This window comes from Cupriavidus sp. 05T41, from assembly GCF_056396525.1.
Genome location: NZ_JBFTLQ010000023.1, coordinates 45590 through 66610, shown reverse-complemented (window position 1 = coordinate 66610; position 21021 = coordinate 45590). Strand labels below are relative to the sequence as shown.

The window sequence follows — 21021 nt, the reverse complement described above, 5'->3', positions numbered from 1 at the left end:
GCCGCGCCGCCGCCTCAGGGCTTGGCCGGCGGCGCGCCAGCCGCATCTTCAGCCGCATCCTCTTGCGCCGGCCGCAACAGCAGCCACGCGCACGCCGCGCCACCGGCCGCCAGCAGCGCGGACAGCAGCATCACCCGGCGAAAGCCCGCCACGAAGGCATTGCTTACCGCATGACGGACGGCCTGCGCCGCCCGTGGCTCCGCCGTCGCGGGGATCTCGATGGCGGCAAGGCGGCCGCGCTGCGCCTGCACCGCCTGCACGACCTGCGCCGGCACCACCGCGCCGGACCCCGCCAGCGCGCGCTCCAGCCTGCGATCGAACACATTCGCCATCACGATCCCCAGCACCGCGATCGCCAGCAGCGTCGCCACCCGCGCGGCGGCATTGTTGATGCCGGATGCCGTGCCGGCCGAGCCAGGCGGTACCGCATTCATGACCGTGGTCGTCAACGGCGCCACGCTGATCGTCATGCCCGCGCCGAGCACCAGCACGGCGGGGAAGAACGTCGTCCAATAGCTGCCGCCGCCTGAGCCTGGCAGTGCGAACAGGGCAAAGCCCGCCGCCGCGACCAGCGGCCCCACGATCAGCGGGCCGCGCGCACCGTGCCGGTCCACCAGTCCACCCGCCCAGCCCGAGAGCAGGAACATCAGCAGGATGAAGGGCAGCAGCGCGGCCCCCGCGGCGGTCGATGAATAACCCTGCACCTGGATCAGGTTGAGCGGAAAGAAGAACAGGCCGCCGCCGAGCGCGGCGTAGAGCAGCAGGGTCAGCAGATTGGCCCCGAGAAAGGCGCGCGAGCGGAACAGCGCGGGCGGCATGATCGGATTGGCGACCCGCGTCTGCACCCACGCGAACAGGCCCAGCGCGAGCATGCCGGCGGCGCCGGGCAACCATACTTGCGCATGGCCCCAGCCCTGCCCCGGGGAAGCGATCAGGGCGTAGACCACACCACCCAGCCCCAGCGCCACCAGCAGGCTGCCCGCCCAGTCGAGCGACCCCGCCTGCCCGGGCGCGCGGCTTTCCGGCACGCGCCAGAACGCGATCACCAGCACCGCCGCGGCCAGCGGCAGGTTGACCAGGAAGGCGGCACGCCACGACAGATGCTCGATCAGCCAGCCGCCCGCCACCGGGCCGAGCGCGGCGGTCATGGCGGTGGCGCCGGACCAGGTGCCGATGGCCTTGCCGCGCCGGCTCTGGTCGAATGACGCGGACAGCAGCGCCAGGCTGCCCGGCACCAGCAGCGCGGCACCCACGCCCTGCGCCGCACGGGCCGCGACCAGGTGGCCGATATTGCCGGCCAGCCCGCACCAGGCCGAACTGGCGGCGAAAACCGCCACGCCCAGCGCGAACACGCGGCGCCGGCCGAAGCGGTCTCCCGCCGCGCCACCCACCAGCAGCAGCGCCGCCAGCAGCAGCGCATAGGCCTCCACCGCCCATTGCATGCCGCTCAGGCTGGCACCGAGATCCTTCTGCAATGCCGGCAGGGCCACGTTGACCACGGTGCTGTCGATGAACGCCATGCTCGACGCCAGGATGGTCGCGGCCAGCACCCATGGCTCGTCGGCGCGCGCGCAGCCGGCGCCGCCAGGCCGGGCCCGGATCGCGCTGTCGTCGCAGGGGCCCTGGGCCAGCGGCGTGGTCGACATGGCCGGCGACGCGCGGGCGCTATGCCACCGGCGCCAGCGGGCGCAGCTCGCCCAACATGGTCGGCACCAGCTCCGCTACGGTGGGATGGATGTGCATGGCGCGCTGGAGCACCGCGTAGGGCGCGCGCGCATACATGGTGTCGAGAATGCAGTGGATGACTTCGTCGCCGCCCACGCCCAGCACCATCGCGCCCAGGATCTCGCGGCTGTCGGCATCGACCAGGATCTTCATGAAGCCCAGCGTCTCGCCTTTTTCCACGGCGCGCCCCACCCGGGTCATGGGGCGCGTGCCCACCAGCACCCGGCGCCCGGACTGTCTTGCCTCGTGCTCGGTCATGCCGACGCGGCCCAGCGGCGGATCGGTGAAGAGCGCATAGGCAGGGATGCGGTCGTCCACGGTGCGCGGCGGCTCGCCTGACGCCGTGTCCAGCAGGTTCGCGGCGACGATCTCGAAGTCGTTATAGGCGGTATGGGTGAAGGCACCGCGCCCGTTGCAGTCGCCCAGCGCCCAGATCCCGGGCACATTGGTGCGCAGCTGCGTATCGACCTGGATATACCCGTGCGCATCGGTGGCGACGCCGGCGCGGTCCAGGCCGAGATCGTCGGTGTTCGGCCGGCGGCCCACCGCCAGCAGCACGTGCGAGCCGGCGATCTCGGGCGCGCCGTGCACGCAGTCCATCTTCACCACCACTTCGCCGCCGCGCTGCTCCAGCGCGATGCATTCGGCATCCAGGCGCAGGCCGATGCCCTCGGCCGCCAGGATGTCGCGCACCGCCTCGGACACTTCGGGGTCTTCGCGCTCGATCAGGCGCGGGCCGCGCTGCACGATGGTGACTTCGCTGCCGAAGCGGCGGAACATCTGGCCGAACTCCAGCCCGATGTAGCTGCCGCCCACCACCAGCAGGTGGCGCGGCAACTGGTCCACGCGCATCATGCCGGTATTGGTCAGGTAGTCCACCTGGTCCAGCCCCGGCATGGGCGGGGTGGCCGCGCGCCCGCCGACATTGATGAAGATCTGGGCGGCCCGCAGCACGGCATCGCCCACGCGCACGGTGTCCGGGCTCTCGAAACGGGCATGTCCAAGATAGACGGTGCCCCCTTCCAGCCTGCGCACCCACGCTTCCACGCCCCGGCTGGAGTTGCCGACCACGCCGTCCTTGCGCGCCTTGACGCGCGCCATGTCGACCGTCACCGGTCCGCCGGTGATCACGCCGAAATCGGCGCCGCGCCGCGCCAGATGGGCCGCGTAGGCGCTCGCCACCATGGTCTTGGTGGGGATGCAGCCATTGTTGACGCAGGTGCCGCCAAAGGCCAGGCGCTCGATCACGGCGACTTTGCGGCCGGCCGCGGTCAGGCGCTCGGCCAGCGGCGGGCCAGCCTGGCCGGTGCCAATGATGATGGCGTCGTAGTCGGTGGGCATGGCGAGGCTCCTGTGACTGCAAAGCGTGGTGCGCGGCCCGCGCGCGGGGTCAGAGCATATCCAGCGGGCGCGGGCCGCGCGGCGGCGGGAAGGCGGCATCCAGCGCCGCCAGCTGCTCCGGCGCGAGCCGGCAGGCGAGCGCGCCGTGGTTCTCGCGCAGGCGGTCGCGGTGGCTGGTCTTCGGAATGGCGACGACATCGTCGCGCGCCAGCAGCCAGGCCAGCGCGGCCTGGGCCGGGCTCATGCCGTGCTGCTCGGCAAAGCGCGCCAGGCGCGGGTTGCGCAGCAGCGCCGCCTGCTCGATCGGCGAGTAGGCCATGAGCGGCACATGGTGGCGTCGCAACCACGGCAGCAGGTCCCACTCGATGCCGCGGCGCGCGAGGTTGTAGAGCAGCTGGTTGACTGCTACCCGGTCGCCGCCAGGCACGCGCCACAGCGCTTCCATGTCGCCGAGGTCAAGGTTGCTGACGCCGAAATGACGGATCTTGCCGGCCTGCTGCAGAGCCAGGAAGGCGGCCACGGTTTCCGCCAGCGGCACGCCGCCGCGCCAGTGCAGCAGGTAGAGATCGAGGCGGTCGGTGCCGAGCCGGCGCAGGCTGTGCTCGCAGGCCGCCACCGCCCCCTTGCGCCCGGCGTTGTGCGGGTAGACCTTGCTGACCAGGAAGACCTCGTCGCGGCGCCCCGCAATGGCTTCGCCCACCAGTTCTTCCGAGCGGCCCTCGCCGTACATCTCGGCGGTGTCGATCAGGCGCAGGCCAAGTTCGAGGCCGAGGCGCAGCGTGGCGAGCTCTTCCGCGCGCGCGGCCGGATTCTCGCCCATGTTCCAGGTGCCCATGCCCAGCGCGGGAACGGCTTCGCCGCCGGGAAGATTCACGGTTTTCATGCTGGTATCCGTCGGGGGAGGGGGGGATGGCGCGCGTGCCGTGCAAGGCACGCGCCGCCGCGCGCCTACCCACCCAACACTAGGCAAGGACGGCGCGATGCACAAGGACAGCGGGGCGGGGGCGGCGGCCTGCCGCCGTGCTCAGACCAGGCCGGTCGCGTAGTAGGCCGTTTGCGTGCTGTTCGGGGCTTGCCGGCTCATCCGTGGTGATAGCGGTATTCCTGGGTCAGCCCGCCGTAGCCATAGGTGGCGGCGCGCGCGTCCACCACATGGATATACGACACCGGGTGCACGTTGCCGATCAGCTCGGCCATGGTGTCGAACACTTCGCGCAGGAACTGCGCTTTCTCGGCCTTGGTATTGGTCTCGTCGGTCACGCTGATATCGAGGTGGAAGGCGTTGCGCTTTTGCTCCGACAGCGGCGCGCCGCCGACGATCCAGGCGTCGTGGTCCACGTACTGCACGGCCACGACGATCACCTCCGGTTTCTTGCCGAGCACGCGCTGCGTGATCTCCGCCACGGCGGCGGCGGTGCGGCGGGTGAGGGCGGCGTCGGGTTTGCCGGAAATCTGCAGATTGATGTGGGGCATGGCTGGCTCCTGTTGGTCCGGGTCGGCGGCTGGGGATTCAGCCGCCTGGTGATGCCAGTCTAGGGCTTCCTGTTCAATCGAAAAAACGGGAATTTGCGATACTATCCATCGGAATATACGAAACATGCCGGAGATAGCCATGCGCGTCCTCGAACTCGATCAGCTACGTACCTTCGTGACGGTGGCGGAGGCCGGCAGCCTGTCGGCCGCGGCGCCACGGTTGTTTCTTTCGCAGTCGTCCGTCAGCGAGCAACTGCGCAAGCTGGAGGAGCGCGCCGGCGTGCCGCTGCTGGTGCGCGGCAAGCAAGGTGCCGCGCCCACGCCTGCCGGGCTGCGCTTGCTGGAACACGCACGGCGCATCCTTGCGCTGTCCGAGCTGGCGCTGCAGGATCTGCGCGGGCATACGCTCGACGGTGAACTGCGGCTGGCCGTGACGGACTACTTCCGCCCCGGCGAGATCGCCGGCATGCTGCGCCGGCTGCGCGAGCGCTATCCCTACCTGCGCCTGCACGTGACCGTGATGAAGAGCGGCATGATCGAAGCCGGCGCCGAGACCGACGCCTTCGACATCGGCCTGTCGATGCGCTTTCCCGGCGCGCGCGCGGCCGACAAGACGGGCAAAGGCGAACGGGGCGCGCGCGGCACCGTGCTGCGTCGTGAAACCCTGGCCTGGGTGGCTGCGCCGGGAGAGGCCGAAGGGGCCGAGGGCGCCGGCGCGCCGCTGCCGCTGGTGCTGCTGCCCGATACCTGCTCCCTGCATCAGTACGTGGTGCAGACCTTGTTGCGGCGCCGGCTCGACTACGTCATCGCGCATTCCGCCTCCGGCGTGGCCGGCCTGCAGCTGGCGCTGGCCGCAGGCCTCGGTATTTCCTGCCTGAACGAGTCCGCCATCGGGCCCGGCGTGGCGCGCATCGATGCCGCCACGATCGCCCGTCTCAGGCTGCCTGCGTTGCCGACGGCGGAGTTCTTCCTGCTGCCCGCGCGGGTGGGCGAAGCACCGCTGGTGGGCCAGGTGCGGGCCGCGCTGGCGGAACAATTTGCCTGAGCCCGCGGCGCCGGAGCCCCTCTGTTGCAGGGCGTGATCAAAAAAGAGCTTCATCAGCCGCTTTAATAAAAGATCACCATACTGCGCTTCGTTCCCATTGACATCTGTTGTAAATGAAAATGATAATGCGTCGCATTTGTAGTAAAACTATTACAATTCATTACACATGCGACTTAATCTACGCCCGATCCACGCCGCCGTATTGGGCGCCTTCGTTTCGCAAACCGCCGTGACCGGCACGGCCCTGGCACAGGAAGCCGGCGCCGCCAGCCTGCCGGAGGTGACAGTCAAGGCTGCGGCCGCCAGCGATCCGGGCGTGGGCTACAACCCGCCTTCCACCCGCAGCGCCACCAAGATCGATGCGCCGCTGCGCGATATCCCGCAGACCGTCAACGTGGTGACCGCCGAGGTCATGCGCGACCAGCACGCCACGTCGATCCAGGATGCCCTGAAGAACGTGCCAGGCGTGAGCTTCTCCACCGGCGACGGCCAGCGCGACCAGGTCAGCATCCGTGGCTTCTCGGCCATCGCCGACCAGTTCGTCGACGGCATCCGCGACGATGCGCTGTACTTCCGCGATCTCTCCAACGTAGACCGGATCGAAGTCATCAAGGGACCCGCGGCCGTGCTCTACGGACGCGGCTCGTCGGGTGGCCTGATCAACCGCGTCACCAAGAAGCCCGGCTTCGACGTCACCGATTTCGCGCTTAGCTACGGCTCCTGGCAGAATCGCCGCGCCGAGGCCGACGTAGGCCGCGTGATCAACGACGCTGCCGCATGGCGCATCACCGGCGCGGCGGAGCGGGGCAACAGCTACCGCGACCAGCAGTTCATCGACCGCTTCGCCGTGGCGCCGTCACTGGATCTGCGCCTGGCGCCCGAGACAACCCTGCTGCTGCAGGCCGACTACCTGCAGGACCGCCGCGTGACCGACTTCGGCATCCCGGCCTACCGGGGCCGCCCGGTCAACGTGCCGGCCTCCACTTACTACGGCGCGGCCAATGCGCGCGATGTGGACTACAGCCAGTCGCGCATCTATTCGGGCACCGCCACGCTGGACCACCGCTTCAACGAGCAGTGGTCGCTGCGCAACGCCACGCGCTACTACCACTACACGCTGGACCGCAACAACACGCTGCCGGGCGTGGTCAACGAAGCGCGCCAGACCGTCACGCTCACGCGCTCGAACGTGGCGCGCGCCGAGCGCGGCTGGTTCAATCAGACCGACCTGACGCAGAAGGCTTCGCTGTTCGGCATGAAGCACGAACTGCTGTACGGCGTGGAAGTCGGTCAGCAGAACAAGGACCTTGTCAGCTATTCGTCCGGCACGGTGGCGACCGTAGCGCTGTTCAACCCGGTGCTGCCCACGCTGCCGCTGCAGGGCGGCGCGCTGACCGCCAACAGCCTGGGCACGTTCAAGACGCTCGCCTTCTATGCGCAGGACATGGTGTCCCTGACGGAACACTGGAAGGCGCTGGTCGGCCTGCGCCATGACCGCTTCCAGCAGGAGACGGTCGACCACCGTCCCGGCCAGCCGGGCCTGTCGCGCACCGACAATGCCTGGAGCCCGCGCGCCGGCCTGGTGTGGCAGCCGAGCAAGGCACAGTCCTACTATGTGTCGTGGAGCCGTTCGTTCCAGCCTTCGGGCGAGGCCTTCGCGCTGGCGGCCAACAATGCCGACATCGCGCCGGAAAGCACGCGCAATACCGAAGTGGGCGCCAAGTACGACTGGCTCGATGGCCGCGCCAGCACCACGGTGTCGGTGTTCCGCCTCGAGCGGACCGGCATCAAGGCCACCAACCCGCTCACGCTGCAACTGGTGCCGATCGGCGAGCAGCGCACCGACGGCGTGGAGCTGTCCACCTCGGCGGACCTGTCGCAAGGCTGGCGCGTGCTGGCCGGCTATGCCTACCTCGATGCGCGCGTGACGCAGTCGGTCGCGGTCGACGCCGGCCAGCAGGTGCAAGGCAAGCGCGCCACGCTTACGCCGATGCACAGCGGCAATGTGTGGCTGACCAAGGCGCTCGGCAACGGCTTCGGCGTCGGCGGCGGCCTCAACCTGGTCGGGGCGCGCTTCGCCAATCCGGGCAACACCGTCACGCTGCCCGGCTACGTGACCGCCGACATGATGGCGTGGTACCGCCGCGGCCCGTTCGAAGCCCAGCTCAATCTCTACAACATCTTCAACCAGGGCTATATCGTCTCGGCCCACGGCACCAGCCCCAACCTGAACATGCCGGGCGCGCCGCGCAGCGTGATGGCGACCTTGCGCTATCGCATGTAAGAAAGCGAAAAGGCCTCGCAGCAAGCGAGGCCTTTTCGTATCGACGGTGCCGGAGCAAGGGGCGCGGAAATCGTAGCGGGCATCGCAGGGCCGGTCGCGCGCCGTGCGGCGGATCCATCCGTGCCTCTCAGGTCTCCGACCACTGGCGCAGCAGGTTGTGGTAGCAGCCGACCAGCGAGCGCCGCGCGCCTTCGTCGGCGCCGGTCTGGTTCAGTTTCTGGATGGCATTGTCCATGTCGAACAGCAGCGCACGCTGGCCATCGTCGCGGATCAGGCTCTGGATCCAGAAGAAGCTGGCCACGCGCGTGCCGCGCGTGATGGGGGTGACCTGGTGCAGGCTGGTGGCCGGGTAGACCACCATGTCGCCCGCTTCGAGCTTGACGCTGTGGATGCCGTAGGTGTCTTCCACCTGCAGCTCGCCCCCGTCATAGCTGGCGGGATCGCTGAGGAACAGCGTGGCGGAAATGTCGGTGCGCAGCTTGCGGCCGTTGTGCGGATGGATGCGCACGCTGCCGTCCACGTGGGCGCCGAAGGTCATGCCCTCGCCGTAGCGGTTGAACATCGGCGGGTAGACGATATTGGGCAGCGCCGCGCTGATGAACAGCGGATTGCGCTCCAGCATGGCGAGGATCAGCTGCTGACATTGCAGCGCCACGTCCGAACGCTCGTCGATCTGCTGGTTGAACTTGACGGGGGCGCCGGAATAGCCGGCGGTGACGCGGCCATCGACCCAGGCCTCGCCGGCCGAATCGAGCTGCTGGCGCAGCATGGCGAGCTGCTCGGCGTTGAGGACCTTGGGAATGCAGACAAGCATGGCGATCTCGGCAGGGTGTTGCGCCGGCGCCGGCAGGGGATGCGGCGCCGGGTGGCGTGACTTGGCGTCACGCCACTTTACCTCAGCTTATTGCCTTGGCTGCTTGCCTCGGCTTTACTGGCCCAACTTACATGCGATAGACGAAGGACAGCATGGCGGTGCGGCCCGTACCCGGCACCGAACGGCCACCGTCCGACTGGATCAGCGCATCGTAGTACTTCTTGTCGAAGATGTTGAACAGGTTCAGGCGCACATCGTACTTGGGCTGGTGGTAGGCGATCATGCCGTCCCAGCGCACGTAGCCGCCGACCTGCACGGTGTCGGTATTGTTGGCATAGCGCTGCGACATATAGAAGGCGCCGCCGCCGACTTCCCAGTTCGGCAGGACGGCATAGCTGGTCCAGGCCGTGGCGGTGTGCTTGGGCGTATTGCCCGGGATCTTGCCCTGCGTGCCGGCGGCGATGCCGTTCTCGATCACCGCATTGAGGTAGGTGTAGCCCGCGAAGACCTGCCACTTCGGCGTGATGCGACCCGTGGCGCCAAAGCGGAAGCCGTCCACCTGGATCTTGCCGGTCAGCGCGTAGGTGGTGGCGTCGATCTGGCTGCGCGCGTTGTCCTTGGTGATGCGGAAGATCGCCGAGCTCAGCGACAGATCGCCGCCGGCCAGGTCCCACTTGCCGCCCGCTTCATACGACTTGTTCTTTTCCGGGTCCAGGTTCTGCTGGCCGACGGTGCCGACCAGTTGCTCCAGCGAAGGATTGAACGAGGTGCCATACGACACATAGTAGGACTGTGCCTCGGTCGGCTGCCAGATGCCGCCCAGGCGCACGCTGGTGAAGTTGACGGTCTGGTCCGCATTGGCCAGCGCGGTGTTGCCAAGCGTGTTGGTCGAGTTGACCGAGTTGGTGATGCTGGCCATGTAGCGGTCATAGCGCAGGCCGGCCACCAGTTTCCACTGCTTGGTGAACTCGATCGAGTCGTTGGCGTAGACGGCGACGGTGTTGGCCGAGGCGCCCTGCAGGTTGCCGGTCGACTTCGGCACGTTGCTGGGCGAATCCATATACGTCGGGTTCACCACCGGCTCGCAGGCCACATAGCCGGAAGTGCCGGCCGCCGCCGTGGCCGTTGCCGGCGGGTTCAACGGCACGCCATTGCAGGTGCCGTTGCGATAGAAGTTCTGGTTGTTGTAGCCGTCGTGCCCGAGCTCCACGCCGGTCAGCAGCGTGTGCTTGATGGAGCCGGTTTCGAACTTCGCGGTCAGCTCGGTCTGGTTGAACACCGAGTAGTCGCGGATGCTGCGGTCATGGCTTTGCTGGCGCACGTACAGCGCGGACAGCGGCAGGTTGGTGGTGGTCAGCGGGATGAAGCCGGTGGCGCCGCCCAGCGTGCCGACCGCGTTCGGCGCGGTTTCGCGCGCATCGGTCTCTACATAGTTGAACTGGGTCTGGTTGCGCAGGCGCAGGTTCGGCGAGAACTTGTGATCGATGCCGGCGGACAGCGTTGCGATGTTCTGGCGCGTGTGATCGTTGTTGAAGCCGTAGAAGGTCTTGCGGTCCACATTCACCGGATGACCGTTGATGGCCGGCAGGCCGTAGTCGGGCATGTCCTCGTTGTGCTGCAGCAGCGCGGACAGGGTGATCTCGGTGGAGGTGCCGATGCCGTACTTCCACGACGGCGCAATGCCGAAGTCCATCACGGTCATCGCGTCGCGCGTGCTCGGCGGGCCATCCTGCGCCATGGCGGAGATGCGGAACGCGGAGGTGTCGCCGGTCGGCGTGTTGACGTCGGCGGTGGCGCGCACCAGGCCATTGGTGGTGACCGAGCCCGTCACTTCGGTGGCCGCCTTCAGCGACGGCTTCTTGGTGACCTGGTTGATCACGCCGCCGGTCGATCCACGTCCGAACAGCATCGACGACGGGCCCATCAGCACTTCCACGGAATCCAGCGCATACACGTCGCGATAGTACTGGCCGCGGTCGCGGAAGCCGTCCAGGTAGATGTCGGTGCGCGCGGAGAAACCGTTGAGGTTGATGTTGTTGCCAATCTGCCCGCCCTCGGCGCCGCCGATGGTGATGCCCGGGACGTTACGCAGCGCATCCGCCAGCGAGGTGGCGCCCTGTGCGTCGATCAGTGCCTTGTTGACCACCGTCACCGACTGCGGGACGTCGCGCAGTTCCGCGGGGAGCTTGCTCAGCGACGTCTTGCCCGTGTTGTAGTCGCCGGTGGACCGGTCGCCTTGCACCACCACCTCTTTCAGCGTCGCGGGGCTCTGCGCCGTGGCCGGCTCGGTCGCGGCCGTCTGGGCCAGGGTCACAACGGGAGTGGCGAAGAGCGCGAGCAGTGCGGTCGCGATCGGAGTGCGGCGATTCATGTCGTTTCTCGATTCCGGGTACGGCCGTGGGAGCGATCCGGCGGCTGCGGGAGAGACGTTGCATGCTTTCGGTTCGGCCAACGGCGGGGGCAAATTGGTTGGGCGAGGCGGAATATAAATGCGAATGATTTGCGTTGCAATTCAGCTTGGCTTTTTTATCACAGACATTACAAGCACACGCTGAATGTACTAAGTACAAAACAAAGCAATTACAGATAGTTACAAGGCCTCACATTTATTTCGCAAAGAGCCGCATAAGACGCAAACCGGAAATAAAAAAAGGCCTGTGTGTAACAGGCCTGATACAGACAATTGCCGCCGCCCAGCCGGGCGGCCGAAAATATTTCTTAATCTGCCGTCATATTGGCGGCCTTGGCGATGCGGCCCAGGCGTTCGCGCTCCGACTTGATGAAGGCGACAAAGCTCTCCTGGGAGCCGCCGGCGGGCTCGATGCCGTTGGGAATCAGGCGGTCGCGCGTTTCCTGCGTCTGCATGGCGATGCTCATCTCGGCGTTCAGCTTCTTCAGGATGGCGGGGTCGGTGCCCTTGGGTGCGAAGATGCCCGCCCAGTGGCCGATGCGCACTTCCGGCATGCCCTGCTCGGCGGTGGTCGGGATATTGGGTGCCGCGCTCATGCGCTTGTCCCAGGTTGCGCCGAGCGCCTTGAGCTTGCCCGCCTTGATGTTGGGCAGCACCACCACGCTGGCTTCCGAGGTGGCAGCCACCTGCCCGCCGATCACGGCGGTGATGCTTTCCGAGCCGCTCTTGTACGGTACCACCGTCAGCACCGCGCCTTTTTCCTTGAGCATCTCCTCGACGAAGTGCGGCGTGCTGCCGCTGCCCGCAGTGGCGAAGTTGGCGCCCGCGGCGCCCTGTTTCTTGGAGTACTCGACCAGTTCCTTCAGGTTGTTCACCGGCAGCGAGGGCGAAGCGACGATCACCGACGGGCTCACCGCGACCAGCGACACGGGGATCAGGTCGTCTTGCGCGTAAGGCATCTTGCTGCGGATCAGGCCGTTGGTGACGGTGCCCACGGCGCCAACCAGGAAGGTGTAGCCGTCCGGCTTGGCCTTGGCCACATAGTCCGCGCCCACCACGCCGCCGGCGCCGGGGCGGTTCTCGATTACCACGGCCTGCCCGAGCCGCTTGCCGACCGCATCGGCCGCGGCGCGCGCCACCAGGTCGTTGGCGCCACCGGCGGTGAACGGCACCACGAACTTGATCACGTGGGTGGGCCAGGCGTCGGCGGCGTGCGCGGGCGCGCCGGCGGCGAACAGGGCGCAAAGGGTGGGCAGGGCGAGCGCCAGCGCGCGGCTGGTGGGGGAAATACGCATGGTTGTCTCCATTGGCACTATTGCCACTTTCGGCATCGATAGTTCTGGTTGCCGCGCGCCGTGCTCCTGGTCCGGAGCCGGCACTGCGGCTTGCGAGCGATGATAAACAGCAAAGCTGTCAATTTGCTGAACCCGCCGCAAGGACAGACCCTACTGGCCTTCCGAACTCTGTTGCGCCAGCCAGTGGCGGAAGGCGCGCGCCGCCGCACCCTCGGCGCGGTCCTGGGGCCACACCGCATAGTAGCCACCGCCCAGGCTCGCGCTGGCGTCGCAGGCGCGCACCAGCAGCCCCTGCGCCACGCAGCGGTCGATCATGTGGCGCCATCCCAGCGCGATCCCCTGGCCTTCCATCGCCAGCTGCAGCAGGATCGGATACTGGTTGGCCACCAGCGTGTGCGTCGCGCGCGCGTCGGCCACGCCGTTTTGGGCCAGCCAGACCTGCCACGACATCCACTGTCGCTGGCCATCCTCCAGCATCAGCAAGGTCTCGCCGGGCAGGTCGGCCGGCGCGAGCCGGCGGCCGCCAAGATAGCCCGGCGCGCAGACGGGAAATACCTCCTCGTCATACAGGCGGCGCGAAGCGAGACCCGGCGGCGGGCCCTCGCGCAGGAAATACATGCCGACATCGAACTCCGCGGGCGAGAGCGAGGCCAGGCTGTCGTTGACCAGCAGGCGCAGGTGGATGTCCGGATGAGCGGCGCGGAATCTCGGCAGCCGCGGCGTCAGCCACAGCACGGCCACGCCGGACGAGCATGCAACCGTCAGCTCGCCGTGGCCCTTGCGCTTCATCACGTCCTCGGTGGCCGCGGCGCATGCCGCCAGCAGGCGCTGCACCTCCTCGGCATAGGCCTGGCCGCTGACCGTCAGGCGCAGCGCGCGCGGCTCGCGCACGAAGAGCTTCTTGCCGAGGAAGCGCTCGAGCTGCGCGACCTGCCGGCTGATCGCGCTTTGCGTGAGATGCAGTTCGCTGGCGGCACGGGTGAAGCTGCCATGCCGCATGGCGGACTCGAAGGCGACCAGGCAGGGCAGGGGAGGGAGCGGAGAGATGCGCATGGCGGCAGGCGAGACGGTCCAGCCGCCATGATAGTCCGCGATGCCAGCCGCCCGCGTTGCGCGGGCGCAGGCGGGACACCGGTCAGGCGGGCTGGCGGTGCAGCCGGCCGGCCTGCATCACCAGCGCGAGATGCTCGCCCTGGCCGCACAGCAGACCGATGTCGGCGAGCGGGTTGCCGTCCACGGCGATCAGGTCGGCCAGCGCGCCGGCACGCACGGTGCCGAGCTCGCCCTCGCGCTGCAGGATCGCGGCGGCGACAGAGGTTGCGCTGCGGATCGCCTCGAGGTTGCCGAGCAGTTCGGCGCGGATGCGGAACTCGTCGGACTGGTCGCGGTGCATTTCCCCCAGCAGGTCGGAGCCGAAGCCCATCGGCACGCCGGCCTCCGCGTAGATGGCCAGCGAGTCGCGCCCGGCCTGGCGCACGGTCTCGATCTTGGCGACCGATTCGGCCGGCAGGCCGAGCCGCGCGCCGTCGCGCGCAAGCGACTCGTAGGTGACAAGGGTGGGCACCACGAAGGCGCCATGCTCGCGCATCACGCGCGCGGCCTCGCGGTCGACCAGGTTGCCGTGCTCGATGGTGCGGACTCCGCAGCGCACCGCGCGAGCGATGGCGCGGCCGGTGTAGGCGTGCGCCATCACGTAGGTCTGGGCGGCCTCGGCCTCGGCCACGATGGCGCGGATCTCGTCCTCGCTGTATTGCGTGTTGCCGATCGGGTCGGTGGGCGAGGCCACGCCGCCCGACGCCATGATCTTGATCTGCGTGGCGCCCTTCTGGATCTCCTCGCGCACCGCCAGGCGCACGGCATCCACGCCATCGGCCACACGGGCGATGGCGCCGGCGCGGAAAGCGCAGGAACATGGCTCGAGCACGTCGGCGCGCGGGCGGAAGTCGCCATGCCCGCCGGTCTGCGAGAGCGCCCTGCCCGAAGGGAAGATGCGCGGGCCGGGCACCAGGCCGGTCTCGATGGCTTGCGACAGGCCCCAGTCGGCGCCGCCGGCATCGCGTACGGTGGTGAAGCCGCGCTCGAGCATGGCCTTCATGATCGGCATGGCGCGGAACGCCACCAGCACATTGGGCTGCACCGCGTTCAGGCCAAGGTTGGCGAGCGACGCCAGCACGTGCACATGGCAGTCGATCAGGCCGGGCATCACGGTCTTGCCGGCCAGGTCGATCACCTGCGCGCCGGGCGCGTGGACCGGCGTGGCCGACACCTGGGCGATGCGCTCGCCTTCGATCAGCACGTCGTGGCGTTGCAGGAGCGTGCCGTGGGCGGGGTCGAGGACGTTGCCGCCCCTGAGGAGAATCTGTTTCATGCGATGACGCTCGATCTATGCGGGTTGGGTGGCGCGGCTGGCCTGCGCCGTGCGCAGGTAGGCAGGCTCGCGCACGAAGCGCGTGCCGGCGAGGCTGATGGCGGCGGCGAACATCACGTAGAACGCCGGCGCCATGGTGCTGCCGGTGCTGGCGATCAGCCAGGTGATGATGAACGACGCGAAGCCGCCGAAGATGGTGACCGCCAGGTTGTAGGCGACCGAAAGGCCGGTGGACAGCACCTTGGCGGGGAACAGCTCGGAGAACGCAGCGAGGATCGGACCGGTGTAGGCGGCGATCAGCACGCCGAACACGAGCTGGAACACCAGCAGCGAAGCCAGCCCCGGCGCCTGGTTGATATAGACGAACATCGGGTAGGCCAGCAGCAGGATCAGCAGGGCCGAGCCGGACAGCAGCACGCGCCGCCCGATGCGATCGGCCAGCAGGCCGACCAGCGGCGAGCACACCATGATGGCGAGGCCGCCGACCATGCCCGCGACGAAGCCGGTCGACTGCGGCACATGGAGCACTTTGACCGAGTACGTCGGCATGTAGAACAGCAGCACGTAGGTGCAGACCGTCCACAGGATCACCATCGAGAAGCTGGCCGCGGTCTGGCGCGGGTAGTCGCGCAGCACTTCTGCCAGCGGCGAGTCGGACTTGTCGTCGCTGTCGCGGAACGTCGGGGTCTCGTCGAGATGATGGCGGATGTAGTAGCCGACCGGCCCGATCACGATGCCGAGCAGGAAGGGCAGGCGCCAGCCCCAGCTGTTGAGCGCTTCGGTGCTCAGCGCGGAGGTCACAAAGGTGCCCACTGCCGCGCCCAGCAATACGGCGACGCCGATGCTGGCCTGGATCCAGCTCGAGTAGTAGGCGCGCCGCTCGGCGGGTGCGTACTCGGTCAGGAAGGCGGTGGCGCCGCCCATCTCACCGCCGGCGGAGAAGCCCTGCAGCAGCCGCGCCACCACGATCAGCAGCGGCGCGAAGATGCCGATGTGCTCGTAGGTGGGCGCCAGGCCGATCAGTGTGGTGCCCAGCGCCATCAGCAGGATGGTCAGCGACAGCGCGGCCTTGCGGCCCACGCGGTCGGCGTAGACGCCGAGGATGATGCCGCCGACCGGCCGCATGAAGAAGCCCACGCCGAAGGTGGCGACCGCCAGCAGCAGTGACGAGAGGTCGTTGCCGGTGGGGAAGAAGAGCTTCGCGATGATGACGGCGAAGAAGCTGTAGACGGTGAAATCGAACCACTCGAGACCGTTGCCGATCACGGTGGCGACGATGGCGCGGCGGCGTTGCTGGCCGCTGACGATCGGTGGCGCTTCTGGGCGGGCGCTTGCGTGCATCACTTCCTCCTGGTTGTCGGACTGCGCTGTGCGGACCGCGGGATGCCGGGCCGGCGTGGCAGCGCCGCCCGGCGCGGTCGGGAGATACATCGGCGCACGGCAGGTAGAGCCGATGTTAGGAGCAGCGCGGCCGTGCCGGAAACGAATTCTGCGCATGTCGCCATGCGGGCAGCGCATGGCAGGCGGGGACGCTGCGGGGACGCTGCGGGGACGCTGTGGAGATGCTGTGGGGGTGAGACCAGGGCGTGCGGCGGGAGGACGCGGAAGGAAGAGACGGAAGGAAGAGGCGGAAGGATGCGGAGCCGGCGCCGCCGCGGGCGCCGGCTCCACCGCGGGCGAGACTAGCGCTCGCGCTCCCAGGTCTGGGTGCGGCCAAGCAGGCTGATGCCGATGAAGCCGCGCACGTTGAGCTTGTTGCCGTCGTTCGCCAGCGACAGCTTGGTCTTGTAGACCTTGCCATTCTCAGGGTCGAGGATCTCGCCGCCGCCCCATTCGTTGTCGGCGGTCTTGCGCACGCCGGTGATGATGGTCAGGCCGATGATGGGCTGGTCGTGCCGTGCGTCGGTGCACTTGTCGCACACCTTGGACTTGCCCTCCATGTCGACGAAGCTCTTGACCAGCTTGCCGGTGTAGACGCCGTTGCTCTCGGTGATCTCCACCAGGCCGCGCGGCTTGCCAGTGGCATCGTCGATGGTCTTCCACGAGCCGGCTGGCGAGGCCTGGGCCAGCGCCGCGGCGCTACCCAGCAACGCGCCGGCAAGCACGGCAATGCGCGCCGCCATGACGGCGCCGCGTGCGGCGCGGCGGGGGGCAGTAAAGTGCATCGGGTTCTCCTCTGTTCAAGTTGGTGGACGCGCCAGCGTGGCGCGCTCACGCCAATCTACTGGCGAAGCGCGTCAGCCGCAATCCGAGGGGCGCATTTGCGTACGCACCAAAGCAACCCTGGGAGCCGGCCGCAAACCGGCGCCGTTGCTGGAAGAGGGGATATTTTGTCGTGCAGCAAAACCGACCCCTTCACCGCCCCCGAAGCAATCCTCTAGGCGTTCGTTTCAAGTGAGGGCAGGGCGTTGCGCCGTCACGCATCTGCCCGGGCCGCCTGGTGCGCGCCGCTGCGGTTGAACTCCTGCCCGGCATGGCTCGCGTGTCGAAGCGCGGGACTTCGATCAGTGCGCGGTACTTGCGCGCTCGCGCGCAGCGCAACGACATCGCGGGAACGAACGCGGCGTGGCGCGTCGGCGCGAGTCGGACGAAGGCCGGCAAGCAGAGGAAGCGATGAGCGATCGTGCGGCAGCACCGGTGCATCGCCGCGCCCGTCTCGAGAGGGCATTCGTTCTTCGCGGTGTTCGCGACGATGGCGTACGACGATGCGCGACGCACGCTTCGTGCTGCTCGCATCGCGGTGACGATGCGCCGACCGTTGCGTCGACGCATCACTGTTCGCGCTGCTCGCGGGCACGCGCGGTGCGCGTCGAAGCAAGCAGCGCGCGCGCAGCGCCGAAGCGTCGTGGCGAGACGGCGCGCGCAACGTCGCGACGATGCGCGACGCGTCCGCCGGCGATGCTGCGGAACACGCGCGCGCCAACGCGCGACGTTACGCGTCGCGCTTTCCCAGGAAATTTCCGACTTCCCGGAAAGCCTTTATTCATGCGGGTTCCGGTGATCGCGACGAGAGACGGCGAAGGTGTTGCCGCTGCGTGTTGCCCGCAAGCGCGACGATGCGCGCACGGAAAATTCCGAGTCGCGTCGACGATGACTGCGCGCTCGCGCGGCGCTGTTTTTTTTCGCGGCGCCGAGTTCGTGCCAGGCGATTTTCATGTGCGATGGAACGCGTCGAGAGTGCGTCGCGCAGGTGCGAAGTCGAGGAAGGCGAAGCGCAACGCTGACGATGAAGAAGTTGTCATGCGCGTGCGCAAGTTTTTTTGCACTTTTTTCTTAACATCGCCCAACAAACGAATTATGATTCGCCTTGACAAGAGTCTCACTTCATTGCATGGCTGTGGTTGTAGTTGTGATGGTGGTTGGCAAGATCGATGCTGATCGAACGATGATGTTGGACGCGATGCAGAACGATGAGCGCCACCAGATTCGATGCAATGGAACAGGTAGCTCAGGAGCACTAGAACTTTGACGCAGACCAAGCCGTACTGGTTTTCAAAAACGCGTGCAGTCTCCTTTGGCCCAGTAACGGGATGGGCGAACTACCCCCAAACGAATGCCGACCGCGGTGCGCGTGGCTTAGCCCGCATCGCGGCAGTGCCGGCCGATAACTCTTCAATTCATGCTGCGCGCCGATCCGACGGATGGCGCGGGCAGATCGAATATTCCAGGGCGCGGCAAGCGTCAGAAGCCCGGCTGCGGGCTCCGCTTGGCCACTTTCGCACCGCGCGCCGCGGTGCCCCTGCCACCGAATTCATTAGCGTGCGGACGCCGTGTAGCCGCGCGCCGATGAATCGCTCGCTCGATTGGGGTCGCAGCGCTGTATCGCGCCTCGGGTCGGTCGGGTCGCCAACTTAGGTCATTCGATATTCACTCTCTAGTGAAGGAGTTATCCATGGCAACGACTGCAAAGAAGAAACCGGCGGCCAAGAAGGCCGCCAAGCCTGCCGCCAAGAAGGCAGCAGCCCCGGCCAAGAAGGCCGCAGTGAAGAAGGTCGCCGCCAAGAAGGTCGTGGCGAAGAAGGCTGCGCCGGCTGCTAAGAAGGCTGCACCGGCGAAGAAGGCTGCTGCCAAGAAGGTCGTAGCGAAGAAGGCAGCGCCGGCGAAGAAGGCCGCACCGGCCAAGAAAGCCGCCGCCAAGAAGGTCGTAGCGAAGAAGGCCGCACCGGCCAAGAAAGCTGCCGCCAAGAAGGTCGTAGCGAAGAAGGCCGCACCGGCCAAGAAGGTTGCTGCTAAGAAGGCTGCGCCGGCCAAGAAGGCTGCTGCTGCCAAGAAGGCCGCGCCGGCCAAGAAGGCTGCACCGGCCAAGAAGGCTGCTGCCAAGAAGGCCCCGGCCAAGAAGGGTGCTGCCAAGAAGGCTGCGCCTGCCGGCAAGCCTGCCGCGGCCCCTGCCGTTGCACCTGCTGCGGCTGCCAAGACCGCGCTGAACCCGGCCGCGGCATGGCCGTTCCCGACGGGTACCCGTCCGTAAGCGTGCCGTTGTCGACGGCTCTCGCTGGGAATCGCCAAGGCACGCATGGCGTGCCGCACTGACCGGATACTGCGTATCCGGTCCGCAAGACGCTAGTCTTGCCAACCCGCCGATGGTGCAAGCCCGGCGGGTTTTTTCATGGTCGCGCAGCATCGCTGCGGGAGACGGCGCGGGCAAAGAAAAAGGCGCCGTTCCGTGCCGGGAGCGGCGCCTTCGCAAGGCCGGTACGACAATCCTGGGGCCACCGCGGCCAAGGCCGCGCAACGGCGCCGGAAACGTTCCGGGGAGCCCGCTTAGTGGGTCACGCGGGTGGTACCGCCCGAGGACAGCAGGCGCACCCGCTCGCCCGGATGGAAGCCTTCGTCCGCATCCTGCACGATCGCACGCATCTCGCCGTTGTCCAGCCTGACGGTGATCTCCAGGCCACGGCGCTGGCTGATCTTGTTCTCGGCCATGCTGCCCGCGATGCCGCCAAGCACGGCACCCAGTACGCCGGCGGCGACCGAGCCGCCGCCGCCGCCGATGGTGCTGCCGGCGGCGATGCCGCCGATCGCGCCGCCCGCGATGGTGCCGGCGCCGGTCTGGTCACCCTGAATCAGCACTTCACGTATGCTCTCGACCACGCCATAGCGCAGGGTCTGCTCGCGCTGCGCCTGCCCAGGCGTGTAGATGCTGGCGGAGTTCGATTGCGATGCGCAGCCGGCCACCAGCGTGGCGGCGACGGCAAGCGCGAGGGCGCTGGTGCGAATCAGGGTGTGCATAGGATCGATCCCGGAAAAGTGTTACTCGTACCGATAGCCGAAAGCCGCCTCGAAGCGCTGGCCGATTTCGTCGCGCGACAGCTTGTGGTTCTGCGGACCCTGGTGCGCGATCTTGATGGAGCCCATCAGGCTGGCGAGGCGGCCGGTGGTCTCCCAGTCGAAGCCCCGCTCGATGCCGTACAGCAGTCCGCCGCGGAAGGCATCGCCGCAGCCGGTCGGATCGACGACGCGATCCGCTTGCACGGCCGGAATATTGTACTGCTGACCGTTGGCGTGCACGGTGGCGCCCTTCTCGCCGTGGGTGACGATGTAGGCGCGGACCTGCGCGGCAACCTGCTCGCTGGTCCAGCCGGTGCGCGACAGCAGAACCTGGGCTTCGTAGTCATTGACCGTCACGTAGCTGGCGAGTTCAACGAACTGGCGCAGGTCGTCGCCGTTGAACAGGGGCATGGCCTGACCCAGGTCGAAGATGAACGGCACGCCGGCATCGGCGAACTGGCGCGCGTGGTGCAGCATCCCCTCGCGACTGTCGGGGGCGACGATGCCCAGGCCCGGCGGGGTGCCGCCCTTGAGCGCGTCCTGCACGTGCGAGAGCTGCGACTGGCTCATTGCGCCCGGGTGGAAGGCCGTGATCTGGTTGTTGTCCAGGTCGGTGGTGATCATCGCCTGCGCGGTGAAGGTGTCGGGCAGGGTGCGGATGTGCTCGGTGCTGATGCCGAGCGCGCGCAGGTATTGCAGATAGGGCTCGGCATCGGTGCCGACGGTGGCCATGACCACCGGATCGCCGCCCAGCAGCTTGAGCGTGTAGGCGATGTTGCCTGCGCAGCCGCCGTACTCGCGGCGCATGGCCGGGACCAGGAACGACACGTTCAGCATATGGATCTGGTCGGGCAGGATGTGTTCGCGGAAGCGTCCCTCGAACGTCATGATGGTGTCGTAGGCGACGGAGCCACAGATCAGGCTGGACATGCTCTCTCCAAATGCTGGCAAAAATGCGTGATGGCGTACGCCGTCACGATCGCTGGCGGCCGCCGAAA

Annotated in this window: 18 protein-coding genes; 3 read left to right on the top strand and 15 right to left on the bottom strand. The window is 67.6% G+C overall.

Annotation, left to right across the window (positions count from 1 at the left end; all coding sequences use genetic code 11):
- Nucleotides 1-14: 14 nt before the first annotated feature.
- The 4 genes from AC1DKV_RS15700 to AC1DKV_RS15685 all read right to left on the bottom strand — a co-directional run bounded on the left by AC1DKV_RS15700 (nt 15) and on the right by AC1DKV_RS15685 (nt 4539).
- Nucleotides 15-1646 (bottom strand): DHA2 family efflux MFS transporter permease subunit, encoded by a 1632-nt coding sequence (locus AC1DKV_RS15700; protein WP_441617772.1) that lies wholly within the window; start codon nt 1644-1646, stop codon nt 15-17.
- A gap of 19 nt (nt 1647-1665) precedes the next feature.
- Nucleotides 1666-3066 carry an FAD-containing oxidoreductase gene (locus tag AC1DKV_RS15695; protein WP_441617770.1) on the bottom strand — a complete coding sequence of 467 codons (1401 nt, stop codon included), beginning with the start codon at nt 3064-3066 and terminating at the stop codon, nt 1666-1668.
- Between the two features lie 49 nt (nt 3067-3115).
- Entirely contained in the window at nt 3116-3949 is an 834-nt protein-coding gene (locus tag AC1DKV_RS15690; RefSeq protein WP_441617768.1) for an aldo/keto reductase, read from the bottom strand.
- A gap of 197 nt (nt 3950-4146) precedes the next feature.
- On the bottom strand, nt 4147-4539 hold the full coding sequence (locus tag AC1DKV_RS15685) for a tautomerase family protein (RefSeq protein ID WP_441617766.1): 393 nt from the start codon (nt 4537-4539) through the stop codon (nt 4147-4149).
- A 139-nt stretch (nt 4540-4678) separates the two neighbouring features.
- Between AC1DKV_RS15685 and AC1DKV_RS15680 the strand changes: the two genes are divergently transcribed.
- Together AC1DKV_RS15680 and AC1DKV_RS15675 are read left to right on the top strand one after the other, a co-directional pair.
- Nucleotides 4679-5584 carry a LysR family transcriptional regulator gene (locus AC1DKV_RS15680; RefSeq protein ID WP_441617764.1) on the top strand — a complete coding sequence of 302 codons (906 nt, stop codon included), beginning with the start codon at nt 4679-4681 and terminating at the stop codon, nt 5582-5584.
- A gap of 166 nt (nt 5585-5750) precedes the next feature.
- Nucleotides 5751-7868 carry a TonB-dependent receptor gene (locus tag AC1DKV_RS15675; RefSeq protein WP_441617762.1) on the top strand — a complete coding sequence of 706 codons (2118 nt, stop codon included), beginning with the start codon at nt 5751-5753 and terminating at the stop codon, nt 7866-7868.
- 127 nt (nt 7869-7995) lie between these two features.
- Here the strand turns inward: AC1DKV_RS15675 and AC1DKV_RS15670 are convergent, their stop codons facing one another.
- The 9 genes from AC1DKV_RS15670 to AC1DKV_RS15630 form a co-directional block, all read right to left on the bottom strand.
- Nucleotides 7996-8682 carry a Fe2+-dependent dioxygenase gene (locus AC1DKV_RS15670; RefSeq protein ID WP_441617760.1) on the bottom strand — a complete coding sequence of 229 codons (687 nt, stop codon included), beginning with the start codon at nt 8680-8682 and terminating at the stop codon, nt 7996-7998.
- Nucleotides 8683-8809: 127 nt separating this feature from the next.
- Nucleotides 8810-11053: a TonB-dependent receptor gene (locus AC1DKV_RS15665; RefSeq protein WP_441617758.1), complete on the bottom strand. Its 2244-nt coding sequence runs from the start codon at nt 11051-11053 to the stop codon at nt 8810-8812.
- A 347-nt stretch (nt 11054-11400) separates the two neighbouring features.
- Nucleotides 11401-12387 carry a Bug family tripartite tricarboxylate transporter substrate binding protein gene (locus tag AC1DKV_RS15660; RefSeq protein ID WP_441617756.1) on the bottom strand — a complete coding sequence of 329 codons (987 nt, stop codon included), beginning with the start codon at nt 12385-12387 and terminating at the stop codon, nt 11401-11403.
- A 150-nt stretch (nt 12388-12537) separates the two neighbouring features.
- On the bottom strand, nt 12538-13440 hold the full coding sequence (locus AC1DKV_RS15655) for a LysR substrate-binding domain-containing protein (RefSeq protein WP_441617754.1): 903 nt from the start codon (nt 13438-13440) through the stop codon (nt 12538-12540).
- An 82-nt stretch (nt 13441-13522) separates the two neighbouring features.
- Nucleotides 13523-14755 (bottom strand): metal-dependent hydrolase family protein, encoded by a 1233-nt coding sequence (locus tag AC1DKV_RS15650; protein ID WP_441617752.1) that lies wholly within the window; start codon nt 14753-14755, stop codon nt 13523-13525.
- Nucleotides 14756-14770: 15 nt separating this feature from the next.
- Nucleotides 14771-16096, bottom strand: a complete 1326-nt coding sequence (locus tag AC1DKV_RS15645; protein ID WP_441617923.1) for an MFS transporter — start codon at nt 16094-16096, stop codon at nt 14771-14773.
- 341 nt (nt 16097-16437) lie between these two features.
- Nucleotides 16438-16920, bottom strand: a complete 483-nt coding sequence (locus AC1DKV_RS15640; protein ID WP_441617750.1) for a DUF2147 domain-containing protein — start codon at nt 16918-16920, stop codon at nt 16438-16440.
- 606 nt (nt 16921-17526) lie between these two features.
- The gene (locus AC1DKV_RS15635; protein WP_441617748.1) at nt 17527-17667 is read right to left on the bottom strand and encodes a hypothetical protein; all 141 of its coding nucleotides are present in this window, start codon (nt 17665-17667) and stop codon (nt 17527-17529) included.
- Between the two features lie 67 nt (nt 17668-17734).
- Nucleotides 17735-17911: a hypothetical protein gene (locus AC1DKV_RS15630; protein WP_441617746.1), complete on the bottom strand. Its 177-nt coding sequence runs from the start codon at nt 17909-17911 to the stop codon at nt 17735-17737.
- A gap of 736 nt (nt 17912-18647) precedes the next feature.
- Between AC1DKV_RS15630 and AC1DKV_RS15625 the strand changes: the two genes are divergently transcribed.
- Nucleotides 18648-19223 (top strand): histone H1-like DNA-binding protein, encoded by a 576-nt coding sequence (locus AC1DKV_RS15625; RefSeq protein WP_441617744.1) that lies wholly within the window; start codon nt 18648-18650, stop codon nt 19221-19223.
- A gap of 293 nt (nt 19224-19516) precedes the next feature.
- Here the strand turns inward: AC1DKV_RS15625 and AC1DKV_RS15620 are convergent, their stop codons facing one another.
- A complete protein-coding gene (locus AC1DKV_RS15620; protein WP_441617742.1) occupies nt 19517-19984 on the bottom strand; it encodes an outer membrane lipoprotein in 468 nt (155 codons plus the stop codon).
- A 21-nt stretch (nt 19985-20005) separates the two neighbouring features.
- Nucleotides 20006-20953, bottom strand: coding sequence for a carbohydrate kinase family protein (locus AC1DKV_RS15615; RefSeq protein ID WP_441617740.1), 948 nt, complete (start codon nt 20951-20953; stop codon nt 20006-20008).
- Nucleotides 20954-21021: the final 68 nt, after the last annotated feature.

Bases quoted from the DNA above. Each gene is read 5' to 3' on its own strand.
- AC1DKV_RS15700 (WP_441617772.1), bottom strand. From the start codon at position 1,646: ATGTCGACCACGCCGCTGGCCCAGGGCCCCTGCGACGACAGCGCGATC.
- AC1DKV_RS15695 (WP_441617770.1), bottom strand. From the start codon at position 3,066: ATGCCCACCGACTACGACGCCATCATCATTGGCACCGGCCAGGCTGGC.
- AC1DKV_RS15690 (WP_441617768.1), bottom strand. From the start codon at position 3,949: ATGAAAACCGTGAATCTTCCCGGCGGCGAAGCCGTTCCCGCGCTGGGC.
- AC1DKV_RS15685 (WP_441617766.1), bottom strand. From the start codon at position 4,539: ATGCCCCACATCAATCTGCAGATTTCCGGCAAACCCGACGCCGCCCTC.
- AC1DKV_RS15680 (WP_441617764.1), top strand. From the start codon at position 4,679: ATGCGCGTCCTCGAACTCGATCAGCTACGTACCTTCGTGACGGTGGCG.
- AC1DKV_RS15675 (WP_441617762.1), top strand. From the start codon at position 5,751: ATGCGACTTAATCTACGCCCGATCCACGCCGCCGTATTGGGCGCCTTC.
- AC1DKV_RS15670 (WP_441617760.1), bottom strand. From the start codon at position 8,682: ATGCTTGTCTGCATTCCCAAGGTCCTCAACGCCGAGCAGCTCGCCATG.
- AC1DKV_RS15665 (WP_441617758.1), bottom strand. From the start codon at position 11,053: ATGAATCGCCGCACTCCGATCGCGACCGCACTGCTCGCGCTCTTCGCC.
- AC1DKV_RS15660 (WP_441617756.1), bottom strand. From the start codon at position 12,387: ATGCGTATTTCCCCCACCAGCCGCGCGCTGGCGCTCGCCCTGCCCACC.
- AC1DKV_RS15655 (WP_441617754.1), bottom strand. From the start codon at position 13,440: ATGCGCATCTCTCCGCTCCCTCCCCTGCCCTGCCTGGTCGCCTTCGAG.
- AC1DKV_RS15650 (WP_441617752.1), bottom strand. From the start codon at position 14,755: ATGAAACAGATTCTCCTCAGGGGCGGCAACGTCCTCGACCCCGCCCAC.
- AC1DKV_RS15645 (WP_441617923.1), bottom strand. From the start codon at position 16,096: ATGCACGCAAGCGCCCGCCCAGAAGCGCCACCGATCGTCAGCGGCCAG.
- AC1DKV_RS15640 (WP_441617750.1), bottom strand. From the start codon at position 16,920: ATGCACTTTACTGCCCCCCGCCGCGCCGCACGCGGCGCCGTCATGGCG.
- AC1DKV_RS15630 (WP_441617746.1), bottom strand. From the start codon at position 17,911: ATGAAAATCGCCTGGCACGAACTCGGCGCCGCGAAAAAAAACAGCGCC.
- AC1DKV_RS15625 (WP_441617744.1), top strand. From the start codon at position 18,648: ATGGCAACGACTGCAAAGAAGAAACCGGCGGCCAAGAAGGCCGCCAAG.
- AC1DKV_RS15620 (WP_441617742.1), bottom strand. From the start codon at position 19,984: ATGCACACCCTGATTCGCACCAGCGCCCTCGCGCTTGCCGTCGCCGCC.
- AC1DKV_RS15615 (WP_441617740.1), bottom strand. From the start codon at position 20,953: ATGTCCAGCCTGATCTGTGGCTCCGTCGCCTACGACACCATCATGACG.